This is a genomic window from Acidimicrobiales bacterium (assembly GCA_016716005.1).
Taxonomy (GTDB): domain Bacteria; phylum Actinomycetota; class Acidimicrobiia; order Acidimicrobiales; family JADJXE01; genus JADJXE01.
The window spans coordinates 3,077,567-3,090,751 of record JADJXE010000001.1; the positions used below are offsets into that span (position 1 = coordinate 3,077,567).

A 13,185-nucleotide genomic window follows, 5' to 3' on the forward strand; every position below is an offset into this window, starting at 1 on the left:
CCCTGGCGGCTGAGGCGCCGCTGAGGAGTGCTCCCGTCCGAGCCTGCCGGGGTCCGGGCCCCTCAGCCCACCGGGGCGACGTCCTGGCAGAGCTGGAGGAAGTCGGCCGACGGCTGGTCGGCGCCCGTCATGGTCCACGTCGAGGCGTCGGCCGACGAGGCGGTGTCGACGTCGACCACCACCGGGCCCACCTCGGGGATCTGGGCCGTGATCCGCACCACGGTGGTGCTGCCGGGCGCGAAGGCCAGCGACCAGTCGTCGATGCGGCCGCCGCAGCCGTCGACGAACACGGCGAGCCGGTCGGCGGCGGGAACGGCCAGGGTGTCGGGCACCGTGGCCGTGGCCGTGGTGGCGGGGGCGGTCGGTGGTGCGGTCGGTGGAGCGGCGGTGGTGGGCGCCGCGGTGCCGGCGGTGGTCGTGCTCGCAGTGCTCGCGGCCGCGGTGGTCGGGGCCGCGGTGCTCGACGCAACGAACTGCTCGCCGCCGCTGCCGTCGTCGTCGCCGCAGCCGGCCACGGCCACGGCCAGCCCCAGTGCCACGACCACAGCCACGGCCACGGCGGCGAGGCGCGCCCGCCGGCGCACTGCTACTCGACGACGACGAGCACGTCGCCCGAGCCGACGGTGTCGCCCGGCGCCACCTTCACCTCGGCCACCGTGCCCGCCTTCTCGGTGTTGATGTTGTTCTCCATCTTCATGGCCTCGAGCACGCAGACGGCCTGGCCGGCCTCCACCGTGTCGCCGGCCCCGACGAGCACCTTGACGATCGTGCCCTGCATGGGGGCGGTCACCGTGCCGGCGTCGGCGCCGCCGCCCGCGGCCGCGGCCGCCGAGCGGGCCGGTTTGGCCCGGCCGCCCGCTGCGGCCGCGCCCACGGCCACGACGGGGGCGACGTCGGGCACCCAGAGGCTCACCGAGTAGCGGCGGCCGTTCACCTCGACGTCGACGTCGCGGCGCACGCGGGGCGCCTCACCCTCCTCGCGCGGGGCCTCGCTCGCCCCCGGCTTGGCCGGTGACTCGATGCCCGACAGGTCGAGGCGCTCCTCGACCCACTTGGTGGAGTGCTCGGCGTTCTGGAAGTCGGGGTGGGAGAGGATGGCGATGTCGGCCGGGATGGTGGTGGCCACGCCCTCGACCTTCATCTCCTCGAGGGCCCGCAGCATGCGCCGGATGGCGACCTCGCGGTCGGAGCCCCAGACGATGAGCTTGCCGATGAGGTTGTCGTAGAACTGGCTGATCTCGTCGCCGGTCTCGTAGCCGCCGTCGAAGCGGGTGCCGAAGCCGTCGGGGGCGTGGAGCTTGGAGATGGTGCCGGGGCTCGGCAGGAAGCGGCCCCCGGCCGGGTTCTCGGCGTTGATGCGGCACTCGATGGCGTGGCCGCGCCGCTCGATGTCGGCCTGCGTGAACGACAGCGGGAGGCCGGCGGCGACCCGGATCTGCTCGGCGACGAGGTCGACGCCCGACACCATCTCGGTGACCGGGTGCTCCACCTGGAGGCGGGTGTTCATCTCGAGGAAGAAGAACTCGCCGTCCTGGAACAGGAACTCGACGGTGCCGGCGTTGTAGTAGCCGCAGTGCCGGGCCACCTTGACGGCGGCCTCGCCCATGGCCTCGCGGACCTTGTCGGGGAACGCCGGGGCCGGGCTCTCCTCGATGAGCTTCTGGTGGCGGCGCTGGGCCGAGCAGTCCCGCTCGGAGATCCACACGACGTTGCCGTGGGTGTCGCCGATGATCTGCATCTCCACGTGGCGCGGCCAGGTGAGGTAGCGCTCCATGTAGATCTCGGGCCGGCCGAAGTAGGCCTGCGCCTCGCGCTGGGCCGACTCCATGGCGCTCTCGACGCCGTCGGGCGACTGCACCACCTTCATGCCGCGCCCGCCGCCGCCGAACGCGGCCTTGATGGCGACCGGCCAGCCATGGGTGGTGCCGAAGGCGCGCACCTCGTCGGCGTGGGTGATCGGCTGGGTCGTGCCGGGCACCCCCGCCACGCCGGCCGACTCGGCCGCGATGCGCGACGAGATCTTGTCGCCCATGACCTCGATGGCTTCGGGCGGCGGGCCGATGAACGTGACGCCGCGGCTGGTGATGGCGCGCGCGAAGTCGACGTTCTCCGAGAAGAACCCGTAGCCGGGGTGGACGGCCTCGGTGCCGCTCTTGGTGATGGCGTCGAGGATGGCCTCGGTGTTGAGGTAGCTCTCGGCGCTGGTCTGGCCTCCGAGGGCGTAGGCCTCGTCGGCGAGTCGGACGTGCAGGGCGTCGCGATCGAGATCGGAGTACACGGCCACCGACGTAATGCCGAGCTCTCGGCAGGCACGGATGACGCGGACGGCGATCTCCCCGCGATTGGCGATGAGGATCTTCCCGAACATGGTGACCCCTATCGTTGCAGGAGTGACAGGGGATCGCGCCAAATCGCTCCTCGCGGGGAGCCGCTTCGCCGATGTGCGGTGGGTCGAGTCGATCGAGTCCACCAACGCCGCGCTGCTCGCCGTGGCCCGTGACGGGGCCCCCGAGGGGCGGGTGGTCGTGGCCGACCACCAGACGTCCGGACGGGGCCGGCTGGGCCGGGTGTGGGAGGCACCGGCGGGCTCGTCGCTGCTCGTGTCGGTGCTGCTGCGGCCGGCCACGGGGCTCGCCGAGCCGCTGCCGGTGTCGTCGGCGCACCTGCTCACGGTGGCCGTCGCCGCCGCCGCGGCAGCCGCCTGCGACGAGGTGGCCGGGGTGCAGCCCCTGCTCAAGTGGCCGAACGACCTGATGGTCGACGACCGCAAGCTGGGCGGCGTGCTGGCCGAGTCGGTCGTGGACGACGGCGTCCTGGCGGCCGTGGTCGTGGGCCTCGGGGTGAACGTGAACTGGCCGCCGGCGGCGTCGCTGCCGCCCGAGGTGGCCGCGCTGGGCGACTCGGCGGTGGCGCTGGGCTGGCTGGCCGGGCGCGAGGTCGACCGCGAGTCGCTGCTGGTGGCCCTGCTCACCGGGCTCGACTACCGCTACTCGGTGCTCGGCACCGAGTCCGGCCGCCGCGAGCTGGCCATGGAGTACCGCTCGCTGCTGGCGACCCTGGGGCGGCGGGTGCGGGTGGAGCTGCCGGGCGAGACGGTGGAGGGCGAGGCCGTCGACGTGACGCTCGAGGGCCACCTGGTGGTGGCCGCCGACAGCGGTGTGGAGCGGGTGGTGACCGCCGGCGACGTCGTGCACCTGCGCCCCGCGGGCTGAGCCGGGTCGGCCCGCCCGTCTTCGTCGCGCCCACGACGTCCGAGGCGTTGTGCGCGCGATCGAGACGGGGCCGGGCGGCGCTTTGTCGCGCCCACGACGTCCGAGGCGTTGTGCGCGCGATCGAGACGGGGCGCGAGACGGGGCGCGAGGGGGGCCCGGGTCGCCCCGGGCCCCCTGGATGCGTGCGGGACCAATGGCTACAGGGAGGCCTCGGCGATGCCACGGCCTCACCCCTCTCCTCGCGCCGGTGGCCGGCGGTCGGCAAGATGCACCCGCGTCATTCACGCGGTCGGGCCAGGGGGCCACGCAGCGTGGCCCGGTCTCGCCGTCGTGTGCGCCGGCGCCCGGGTTCCGGGACGCGCCCGGTCCGCCTGAGACGTCGCCAGCGCGATGCAGACCGCGACGCGGCGGTCTCGGTCGCGCTGGCACCGCCTCGGACGTCGCCAGCGCGATCCGGACGGCGGGGGGGCCGGTCGCCGGTCGTCGCGGCTCTACCATCCCTTCCATGAGCCTCCAGTCGACCGACGACCTCAGCGACGACCTGCAGGCGTTCCGCAAGGTGGTGCGCGACTTCGCCGAGCGCGAGGTCGCCCCCCACGCCGAGGCCTGGGACCGCGACCACACCTTCCCGGTCGACACCGTGCTGGCCATGGGCGAGCTCGGCCTGTTCGGCCTGCCGTTCCCGGAGGAGTACGGCGGCGGCGGCGCCGACCTCACCGCCCTGTGCGTGGCCATCGAGGAGCTGGCGCGGGTCGACGCGTCGGTGGCCATCACCCTCGAGGCGGCCGTGGGCCTCGGCGCCAACCCCATCTTCCGGTTCGGCACCGAGGAGCAGAAGCAGCGCTGGCTGCCCGACCTGTGCGCCGGCCGGGCCCTCGCCGCCTTCGGCCTCACCGAACCGGAGGCCGGCAGCGACGCCGGTGCCACCCGCACGCGGGCCGAGCACGATGCCGCCACCGGCGAGTGGGTGATCAACGGCGAGAAGGCCTACATCACCAACTCGGGCACCCCCATCACCTCCGTGATCACGGTGACCGCCCGCACCGGCCCCGACCAGATCTCCAGCTTCCTCGTGCCGGCCGGCACACCGGGGCTCGAGGTCGGCCCCCCGTACCGCAAGGTGGGCTGGCACGCGTCCGACACCCACCCGCTGGCCTTCGTCGACTGCCGGGTGCCCGAGGAGAACCTGCTCGGCGAGCCGGGCCGGGGGTTCGCCAACTTCCTGGCCATCCTCGACGAGGGCCGGGTGGCCATCGCCGCTCTGGCCGTCGGGACGATCCAGGGGTGCCTCGAGCAGGCCACGCAGTACGCCAAGGATCGCCACGCCTTCGGCCGCCCGATCGGCGCCAACCAGGCCGTGGCCTTCACGTGCGCCGATCTGGCCGTGATGGCCGATGCCGCGCGGGCCCTCACCTACCGGGCCGCCCGCCTGGCCGCCGAGGGCCGCCCGTTCCGGCGCGAGGCCGCCATCGCCAAGCTGTACGCCACCGAGGCCGCCGTCACCGCGACGCGCGAGGCCACCCAGGTCTTCGGCGGCGCCGGCTTCATCGACGAGACGCCGGTCGCCCGCGCCTACCGCGACGCCAAGATCCTCGAGATCGGCGAGGGCACCAGCGAGGTGCAGCGCCTGGTGATCGCCCGCGACCTCGGCCTGCCCGTCAGGTGACCGCGAGGATCAGGTGACCTGATCCTCCACCACCCCGGCACTACCCTTGGCCCCCGTGACCGCCCCGTCATCGGGGACGCGCCGGCTGCGCCGCACCTGGCCCCAGCGCCTCCTCCTCGGCTTCAACGTCTTCCTCATCCTCACCTGCCTCGTCACGGCGGGTGGGCTCGGGTACTTCTTCTACAAGTTCGGCCAGCTGCCCCGCATCGCCCTGGGCCACGTGCTCACGCCGGAGTCCGAGGAGGACCCCGGCGAGCCGCAGAACTTCCTGGTGGTCGGCTCCGACTCCCGCGTGATCGACCCGAACGACCCCACCTACGACGCCTTCGGCAGCGCCGAGGACATCGGCGGGCAGCGCTCCGACACGATCATGGTGGTGCGGGTCGACCCCCGCTCGCAGCGGGCCGCCATCCTGTCGATCCCGCGCGACCTGTGGGTGCCCATCGCCGGCACCGGCGGCAAGCAGCGCATCAACACGGCCTACTCGGAGGGCCCCGACCGCTTGATCCAGACCATCCAGGACGCCTTCGACATCCCGATCCACCACTACGTCGAGGTGAACTTCGCCGGGTTCCGGGGGCTCGTGAACGCGGTCGACGGCGTCCCCGTGTACTTCGCTGCGCCCGCCCGCGACGACAACACCGGCCTCAGCGTGTCCGAGGCGGGCTGCGTGGTGCTGAGCGGCGACCAGGCCCTCGCCTACGCGCGCAGCCGCCACTACAAGTACTACGAGGGCGGCAGCTGGCGCACCGACGGCACCGGCGACCTGGGCCGGATCAGCCGCCAGCAGGACTTCATCCGCCGGGCCCTCAAGCAGGCCGTCACCAAGGGCGTGCGCAACCCGGTGGTGCTGCAGCGCCTCGTCGACGTCGGCATCCAGAACGTGGCCGTCGACAACAGCCTGTCGGCCCGCGACCTGCTCAAGCTGGGCCAGCGGTTCCGCTCGCTCGACCCCAACACCATCGAGATGTTCTCGGTGCCCACCACGCCGGCGATGATCAACGGCGCCGCGGTGCTCCTCGTCCAGGAGGCCGAGGCCCAGCCCATCCTCGACGTGTTCCGCGGCATCGAGCCGCCGCCGCCCGGTGCGATCGGCCCGTCCGAGGTGCAGGTGCGCATCCTGAACGGGGTGGGCGAGAGCGGCCTGGCGTCCCGGGCCTCCGACGCGATCACCGGGGCCGGCTTCACGGTGAGCGGCACGGGCGACGCCGACAGCTACGCCTACGAACGCACCACGATCCGCTACGCCCCCGGGCAGGAGGCGGCCGCCGACCTGCTGGCCCGGCACCTCACCAACGGGGCCGTGCTCGAGGCGACCAGCACCGTCAACTCGGCCGACGTGGTGCTGATCCTCGGCCAGGACTTCACCACCGTCACCCAGGAGGCCGCGGCGGTGCCGCCGAGCACGGGCGCGCCGGCCGACGCCCCGCCGCCGACGGTCACCACCACCACGATCGGGGTGACCCCGCCGGCCGAGGTGCCCTGCGGCTGACCCCCGCCGCACCCGTGAGGCGCTAGAACGTCGGCCCATGGCCAAGATCGCCGTCATCGGGACCGGCTACGTCGGGCTCACCACCGGGGCCTGCCTCGCGCACCTCGGCCACGATGTGGTGTGTGCCGACGTCGACGCCGACAAGGTCGCCCGGCTCGGTCGCGGCGACGTCCCCATCATGGAGGCCGGCCTCGAGGAGCTGGTGCGCGAAGGCCTCCGCAACGAGCGGCTCTCCTTCGTGCTGGGCGCCACCCGGGCCGCGGCCGACGCCGAGTTCGCGTACCTCTGCGTGCCCACCCCGCAGGCCCTCGACGGCTCCGCCGACCTGTCGTTCATCGAGGCCGCGGCCGCGGAGGTCGGCCCCGTGCTGCCGTACGAGTCGGTCGTCGTCAACAAGTCCACCGTGCCGGTGGGATCCACGAAGGTCGTGGCGCGGGTGCTGAACCGTGGCGACGTGTCCGTCGTGTCGAACCCGGAGTTCCTCCGCGAGGGCTCGGCCGTGCACGACTTCCTCCACCCCGACCGGATCGTGATCGGCTGCGACGACCAGGCCGCCGCCATCCGGGTGGCGTCGCTCTACCTCGGCATCGCGGCGCCGCTGATCGTCACCGATCCCGCGTCGGCCGAGACGATCAAGTACGCCAGCAACGCGTTCCTGGCCACCAAGGTGTCGTTCGTGAACGCCATCGCCGCGGTGTGCGAAGCGGTCGGCGCCGACGTCAACGACGTCGTGCTGGGCATGGGCTACGACAAGCGCATCGGCGAGGAGTTCCTGCGGCCCGGCCCCGGGTGGGGCGGCTCGTGCTTCCCGAAGGACACCCGGGCCCTGCTCCACATCGCCGAGGAGGCCGGGTACGACTTCGGCCTGCTCGAGGGCGTCGTCACGGTGAACGACGAGCAGCTCGAGCGGGTCGTGCGCAAGGTGGAGGCCGCGGCCGGTGGCTCGGTCGAGGGGATGACCGTGGCGGCGTGGGGCCTCACGTTCAAGGCCCGCACCGACGACACCCGCGACTCACCGGCCCTCGAGGTCATCGGCCGGCTGGTGGCCAGGGGCGCCCGGGTGCAGGCCTACGACCCGGCCGTGCGGGGCGGGGTCGACGGCGTCGACGTCGTCGCCGACGCCTACGCCGCCTGCGAGGGGGCGGGCGTGCTGGTGGTGCTCACCGAGTGGGACGAGTTCCGCTGGCTCGACTTCGACAAGGTGGGCGGGCTGATGGCCGAGCGGCGGGTGGTCGACGCCCGGAACCTGCTCGACCGCACCGCGCTCACCCGGCGGGGCTTCGCCTACCAGGGCATCGGCCGCTCGTGAGCGCCGGCTCCGGCCGCCGCGTGGTGGTCACGGGCGGGGCGGGCTTCCTCGGCTCCCACCTGTGCCGGTCGCTGCTGGCGCGCGGCGACGAGGTCGTGGCCATCGACAACCTGGCCACCGGCACCACCGCCAACATCGACGAGCTGTTCGGCCGGCCCGGGTTCACGTTCGTGCGCCACGACGTGTCGCAGTACGTGTGGGTGCCGGGCCCGGTCGACGCCGTGCTGCACTTCGCCAGCCCGGCGTCGCCCCGCGACTACCTCGAGCTGCCCATCCAGACCCTGAAGGTCGGCAGCCTGGGCACCCACAACACCCTCGGCCTGGCGCTGGCCAAGGGGGCCCGGTACCTGCTGGCGTCCACCAGCGAGGTGTACGGCGACCCCCAGGAGCACCCGCAGACCGAGGGCTACTGGGGCCACGTCAACCCGGTGGGGCCCCGCGGGGTCTACGACGAGGCCAAGCGCTTCGCCGAGGCCATGACGATGGCGTACCGCCGGTCGCACGGGCTCGACGTGCGGATCGTGCGCATCTTCAACACCTACGGGCCCCTGATGCGGCCTCGCGACGGGCGGGTGGTGTCGAACTTCCTGGTGCAGGCCCTGCAGGGCGAGCCCATCACCATCTACGGCGACGGCAGCCAGAGCCGCAGCTTCTGCTACGTCGACGACGAGATCCGCGGGATCCTCGCCCTGCTCGACGGCCGCGAGGTCGGCCCGGTCAACATCGGGAACCCCGACGAGTTCACCGTGGCCGAGCTGGCCCGCATCGTGCTGGAGGTGACCGGCTCGTCGAGCCTGCTCGTCCGCGAGCCGCTGCCCGTCGACGACCCCGCCCAGCGCCGGCCCGACATCACCCTGGCCCGCACCGCGCTGGGCTGGGAGCCGACGGTGCCCCTCCGTGAGGGGTTGGCCCGCACCGCCGAGTGGCTGCGCGGGGCGATCAGCGGCTGACGGCCTCGGCCGCCTCGCGGTTGGCCAGGTACCACTGGAGGGTGCGGCGCAGCCCCTCGTCGAGGGGGGTGGTGGCCTCGAAGCCGAAGGCCTTCTCGGCGCGGGTGGCGTCGACCCGGCGGCGGGGCTGGCCGTCGGGCTTGGACGGATCCCACACCAGCCGGCCCTCGAACCCGGTGAGCCCGGCCAGCAGCTCGGCGATCTCCTTGATCGACACCTCGTGGTTCGCCCCGAGGTTGACCGGGTCGAGGTCGTCGTGGTGCTCGGCGGCGAGCACGATGCCCTCGGCCGCGTCGTCGACGTAGAGGAACTCGCGGGTGGCGGCGCCGGTGCCCCACACCTCGACGGTGTCGTCGCCGCGCTCCACGGCCTCGACCAGCTTCTTCATGAGGGCCGGGATGACGTGGGACACCGACGGGTGGAACTTGTCGCCGGGCCCGTAGAGGTTGGTGGGCATGAGGTAGATCGAGCGCTGCCCGTACTGGGCGTGGTTGGCCCGGGCGTGCACGAGGAGCGCCTTCTTGGCCACCCCGTAGGGGGCGTTGGTCTCCTCGGGGTAGCCGTCCCAGAGCGACTCCTCCTTGAACGGCACCGGCGTGAACTTCGGGTACGAGCAGATCGTCCCGACGATCACCGTCTTGTCGGTGCCGTGGCGGCGGGCGGCCTCGATCAGGTACGTGCCCATGAGCAGGTTGTCGAGGTAGAGCTCGGCCGGACGGGCCATGTTGGCGCCGATGCCGCCGACCTTGGCGGCCAGGTGGATCACCAGGTCGGGGCGCACCTCCGCGAACAGCCGGTCGGTGGCCGCCGGGTCGGTGAGATCGCACTCGGCCATGCGGGGTGCGACGACCTGGCCGGCACCCCGTCGTGCCAGCTTGGCCGTCACGCTCCGACCGAGGAAGCCGGAGCCGCCGGTGACGAGGACCCGCCGGTCGGTCCAGAACGTGGTCATGGTCGCCATGGTAGGGGTCGGGGAGGGCCCGGCGCCGCGCGATGATCCGCCGATGCCGCCGCCGCGACGGGTCGCCGTCACCCTGGAGCAGTGCTGGCACCGGGTGCCCGGTGGGACGGCGACGGCGGCGCTCGAGCTGGTGCGGGCCCTGGGGGCGCGGCCCGACGTGAGCCTGGTGGGGGTGGCCGCCCGGCACCGGGCAGCGGCGCCCGAGCCCTTCCAGCCGTCGATCCCGGTCGCGCACCTGCCGTTGCCCCGGCCGGCCCTGTACGAGAGCTGGCACCGCCTGCGCCGCCCCCGTGTCGAGCTGGCGGCCGGGCCGGTCGACGTGATCCACGCCACCACGCTGGCGGTCCCGCCCCGTTCGGCGCCGCTGGTCGTGACCGTGCACGACCTGGCGTTCCTGCACGAGCCGGGTCACTTCACCAAGCGGGGGCTGCAGTTCTTCGACCGGGGGCTGGCCCTGGTGCGGGCCGAGGCCGACCTGGTGCTGTGCTCGTCGTCGGCCACCCTGGCCGACTGCCGGGCGGTGGGGATCCCCGACGAGCGGTTGCGGCTCGTCCTGCTCGGGGTGCGGCCCCGGCCGGCGTCGGACGACGACGTCGAGGCCGTGCGCCGCCGCTACGACCTGCCGGGCCCCTACCTGCTCTGGGTGGGCACGATCGAGCCCCGCAAGAACCTCGGAGGGCTGCTGGCCGCGTACCGGGCGCTCGACGGCGCCGAGCCGCTGGTGCTCGCCGGCCCGCAGGGCTGGCACGAGGACCTGGGCGCCCTGCTCGACACCCTGCCCGGCGAGGTGCGAGAGCGGGTGCGGCCGCTCGGCTTCGTGCCCGACGACGACATGGGCGCGCTGTACGCCGGCGCCTCGGTGTTCTGCTACCCGAGCCTGCGGGAGGGGTTCGGGCTGCCGGTGCTGGAGGCGATGGCCCAGGGCACCCCGGTGGTGACGTCGGCCGGGACGGCCACCGAGGAGGTCGCCGGGGGCGCGGCGGTGCTGTGCGATCCCCGCGACCCGGGCGACATCGCCGCCGGCATCGGGAGCCTGCTGGGCGACGTGGCGTTGGCGGCCGCCACGGGGGCGCGGGGCCGGCGGCGGGCCGGCGAGCTGACGTGGGAGCGCACCGCCACCCAGGTGGTCGCCGCCTACGCCGACGTGACCCGGTGAGCCGGGTCGGGGTCAACCTGCTGTGGTTGGAGACGCGCGTCGTCGGCGGGTCCGAGACGTACCTGGTGGGCCTGCTGCGCGCGCTGGCGGTGCGACGCCCCGCCGGCCTGGAGGTCGTGCTGTTCGCGCCGGCACCGCTCCTCGAGGCCCACCCCGACCTGGCGCAGGCGTTCCCCACGGTGCGGGCACCGGTGCCGGTGCGGCCCAAGCCGGTGCGCGTGCTGGGCGAGTCGACGTGGCTGGCGTGGGCGGCTCGCCACGCCGGGGTGGACCTCGTGCACCACGCCGGCGGGCACGTGCCGGTGGTGCACCCGACCCCGTCGGTGGCGACGGTGCACGACGTGCAGTGGCTGACGTACCCCGAGCACTTCTCGAGGACCAAGCTGGCCTTCCTGCGCCGCGTGGTGCCCGCGGCCGTGCGCCGGGCCCGCCTGCTGCTGGTGCCCAGCGAGTACGTGAAGGGCACGCTGGTCGCCGAGTTCGGCGCCGATCCCGGCCGGGTGGTGGTGGTTCCCCAGGGCCTGGCCCCGGTGCCTCCGCCGAGCCGCTCGGCCGTCGGGGGCGGCGTGCGGGCGCGCTACCGCCTGGGCGACGGGCCGCTCCTCGTGTACCCGGCGATCGTGTACCCCCACAAGAACCATGCCGTGCTGGTCCGGGCCCTGGCCCGACTGGCCGATCGCCATCCGGAGGCCACGGTGGTGGTCACGGGCGGCCGGGCCGGGGCGCCCGACCTCGAGGCCGCCCTCGACGACGAGGCGGCCGCGCTGGGCGTGTCGGGCCGGTTCCGCCGCCTCGGCCGGGTGCGCGCCGTCGATCTCGACGCCCTGCTCCGCGAGGCGACCGCGCTCGTGTTCCCCTCCCGCTACGAGGGCTTCGGCGCCCCGGTCCTCGAGGCCTGGGCCAGGGACTGCCCGGTCGTCGCGGCCGACGCCACCGCCCTGCCGGAGGTCGTCGCCGGGGCCGGGTTGCTCGTCGCGCCCGACGACGCCGACGGCTGGGCCGACGCCATGGCCGCCGTCCTCGACGAGCCCGGCCTGCGGGGTCGCCTGGTGGGAGCCGGCCGCGCCCGCCTGGCCCACTTCTCGCCCGACCGTGCCGCCGCCGCCCTCGAGGGCGCGTACCGTCGGGCGCTCAGCGCGTGAGCCCCCCACCATGAAGATCGCCGTCGTCTGCCCCCACTTCGCCCCCGACGTCGCCCCGACGGGCGAGGTGATGACGCGCATCGTGGCCGAGCTGGTCGCCCGGGGCCACCACGTCGACCTGGTGACGGCGCTGCCGTGGTACCTGCACCACCGGGTGGAGCCGGGTTGGGAGGGCCGGCTGGTGCGCTCCGAGCGCACCCCCTGGGGCCGGGTCCGGCGGGTCCACCCGTTCCCCACCGACAAGACCGACATCCCGCGGCGGGCGCTGGCCTTCGCCGGGTTCACCGCCGTCGCCGCGGCCGTGGGCTGCACCGGCCCGCGGGCCGACGCGGTGCTGGCCATGTCGCCGCCGCTCACCCTCGGCGCCGCCGGCTGGCTCATGGGCCTCGCCCGGCGGGCGCCGCTCGTGTTCAACATCCAGGACGTGTTCCCCGACGTCGCCGTCGAGCTGGGCGTCCTCCACAGCCCCCGGGTGATCGCCGCCGCCCGGGCCCTCGAGCGCTGGTGCTACGCCCGGGCCGACGCCGTCACGGTGCTGTCCGACGATCTCCGTGACAACGTGGCCGCCAAGGTCCGCCCGTCCCTCCGGGCCAAGGTGCGGGTGATCCCGAACTTCGTCGACACCGACTGGATCCGCCCGAGCCCGCCCGACAACGGGTACCGGCGCGAGTACGGCCTGGAGGGCCGCACGGTCGTGCTGTACGCCGGCAACGTCGGGTTCTCGCAGAGCCTCGACCTGGTGCTGCGGGCCGCGGCCGAGCTTCGCCACGACCGACCCGACGTCGCCTTTGTGGTCAACGGCGGCGGGGCGGCCCTCGAGGGGCTGCGCCGGGCCGTCGCCGAGCAGCACCTCGACAACGTGGTGTTCGCCCCGCTGCAACCCAAGGAGCGCCTCCCCGAGGTGCTGGCCGCCGGCGACCTCCACCTGGTGCCGCTGAGGAGGGGGCTGGCCCGGTCGAGCGTGCCGTCCAAGACGTACTCGATCCTCGCCGCCGGGCGGCCGCTGCTCGCCAGCGTCGACCCCGGCACCGAGGTGGCCCGGCTGGTCGATCGCTCCGGCGCCGGCCTGGCGGTGCCGCCCGACGACCCGGTGGCGTTCACGGCCGCCCTGCGTCGGCTCCTCGCCGATCCCGCCGGTCTGGCGGCCATGGGGTCGGCCGGCCGGCGCTTCGTCGAGGGCTGGGCGTCGCCCGCCGCGGTGGCCCAGGCGTACGAGGCCCTGTTCGAGGAGCTGGCGGCGGGACGGCGGGCCCGGCGCCGGCGCTAAGGTCGCCGGCCGATGGTCCGTCTCCTGCAG

11 protein-coding genes are annotated in these 13,185 nt (G+C 74.3%); 8 read left to right on the forward strand and 3 right to left on the reverse strand.

Annotation, left to right across the window (positions count from 1 at the left end; translation table 11 throughout):
* Window positions 1-62: 62 nt before the first annotated feature.
* The gene (locus IPM45_14970) at window positions 63-557 is read right to left on the reverse strand and encodes a hypothetical protein (protein ID MBK9180840.1); all 495 of its coding nucleotides are present in this window, start codon (window positions 555-557) and stop codon (window positions 63-65) included.
* A gap of 29 nt (window positions 558-586) precedes the next feature.
* Window positions 587-2,368: an acetyl-CoA carboxylase biotin carboxylase subunit gene (locus IPM45_14975; GenBank protein MBK9180841.1), complete on the reverse strand. Its 1,782-nt coding sequence runs from the start codon at window positions 2,366-2,368 to the stop codon at window positions 587-589.
* A 22-nt stretch (window positions 2,369-2,390) separates the two neighbouring features.
* Between IPM45_14975 and IPM45_14980 the strand changes: the two genes are divergently transcribed.
* From IPM45_14980 to IPM45_15000, 5 genes are all read left to right on the forward strand, one after another.
* A complete protein-coding gene (locus tag IPM45_14980) occupies window positions 2,391-3,212 on the forward strand; it encodes a biotin--[acetyl-CoA-carboxylase] ligase (protein ID MBK9180842.1) in 822 nt (273 codons plus the stop codon).
* Window positions 3,213-3,717: 505 nt separating this feature from the next.
* Complete coding sequence (locus tag IPM45_14985) at window positions 3,718-4,878, forward strand: acyl-CoA dehydrogenase family protein (protein MBK9180843.1); 1,161 nt, start codon at window positions 3,718-3,720, stop codon at window positions 4,876-4,878.
* Between the two features lie 55 nt (window positions 4,879-4,933).
* Complete coding sequence (locus tag IPM45_14990) at window positions 4,934-6,370, forward strand: LCP family protein (protein ID MBK9180844.1); 1,437 nt, start codon at window positions 4,934-4,936, stop codon at window positions 6,368-6,370.
* 37 nt (window positions 6,371-6,407) lie between these two features.
* Window positions 6,408-7,679: a UDP-glucose/GDP-mannose dehydrogenase family protein gene (locus IPM45_14995; GenBank protein MBK9180845.1), complete on the forward strand. Its 1,272-nt coding sequence runs from the start codon at window positions 6,408-6,410 to the stop codon at window positions 7,677-7,679.
* Complete coding sequence (locus tag IPM45_15000) at window positions 7,676-8,629, forward strand: SDR family oxidoreductase (GenBank protein ID MBK9180846.1); 954 nt, start codon at window positions 7,676-7,678, stop codon at window positions 8,627-8,629. Before IPM45_14995 ends, IPM45_15000 begins: the two co-directional genes overlap by 4 nt.
* Here IPM45_15000 and IPM45_15005 read toward each other — a convergent pair.
* Window positions 8,619-9,581: a GDP-L-fucose synthase gene (locus IPM45_15005; GenBank protein MBK9180847.1), complete on the reverse strand. Its 963-nt coding sequence runs from the start codon at window positions 9,579-9,581 to the stop codon at window positions 8,619-8,621. The genes IPM45_15000 and IPM45_15005 overlap by 11 nt on opposite strands.
* Window positions 9,582-9,633: 52 nt before the next feature.
* Between IPM45_15005 and IPM45_15010 the strand changes: the two genes are divergently transcribed.
* The 3 genes from IPM45_15010 to IPM45_15020 are packed head-to-tail and all read left to right on the forward strand — an operon-like array spanning window position 9,634 to window position 13,155.
* Window positions 9,634-10,746 (forward strand): glycosyltransferase family 4 protein, encoded by a 1,113-nt coding sequence (locus IPM45_15010; protein MBK9180848.1) that lies wholly within the window; start codon window positions 9,634-9,636, stop codon window positions 10,744-10,746.
* Window positions 10,743-11,888 (forward strand): glycosyltransferase family 4 protein, encoded by a 1,146-nt coding sequence (locus tag IPM45_15015; GenBank protein ID MBK9180849.1) that lies wholly within the window; start codon window positions 10,743-10,745, stop codon window positions 11,886-11,888. The genes IPM45_15010 and IPM45_15015 overlap by 4 nt, the downstream gene beginning before the upstream one ends.
* Window positions 11,889-11,898: 10 nt before the next feature.
* On the forward strand, window positions 11,899-13,155 hold the full coding sequence (locus tag IPM45_15020) for a glycosyltransferase family 4 protein (protein MBK9180850.1): 1,257 nt from the start codon (window positions 11,899-11,901) through the stop codon (window positions 13,153-13,155).
* Window positions 13,156-13,185 lie beyond the last annotated feature (30 nt).

What these genes read in the sequence shown, in the direction of transcription:
- IPM45_14975 (MBK9180841.1), bottom strand. Translation starts at nt 2,368, where the DNA reads ATGTTCGGGAAGATCCTCATCGCCAATCGCGGGGAGATCGCCGTCCGC.
- IPM45_14985 (MBK9180843.1), top strand. Translation starts at nt 3,718, where the DNA reads ATGAGCCTCCAGTCGACCGACGACCTCAGCGACGACCTGCAGGCGTTC.
- IPM45_14995 (MBK9180845.1), top strand. Translation starts at nt 6,408, where the DNA reads ATGGCCAAGATCGCCGTCATCGGGACCGGCTACGTCGGGCTCACCACC.
- IPM45_15005 (MBK9180847.1), bottom strand. Translation starts at nt 9,581, where the DNA reads ATGACCACGTTCTGGACCGACCGGCGGGTCCTCGTCACCGGCGGCTCC.
- IPM45_15010 (MBK9180848.1), top strand. Translation starts at nt 9,634, where the DNA reads ATGCCGCCGCCGCGACGGGTCGCCGTCACCCTGGAGCAGTGCTGGCAC.
- IPM45_15020 (MBK9180850.1), top strand. Translation starts at nt 11,899, where the DNA reads ATGAAGATCGCCGTCGTCTGCCCCCACTTCGCCCCCGACGTCGCCCCG.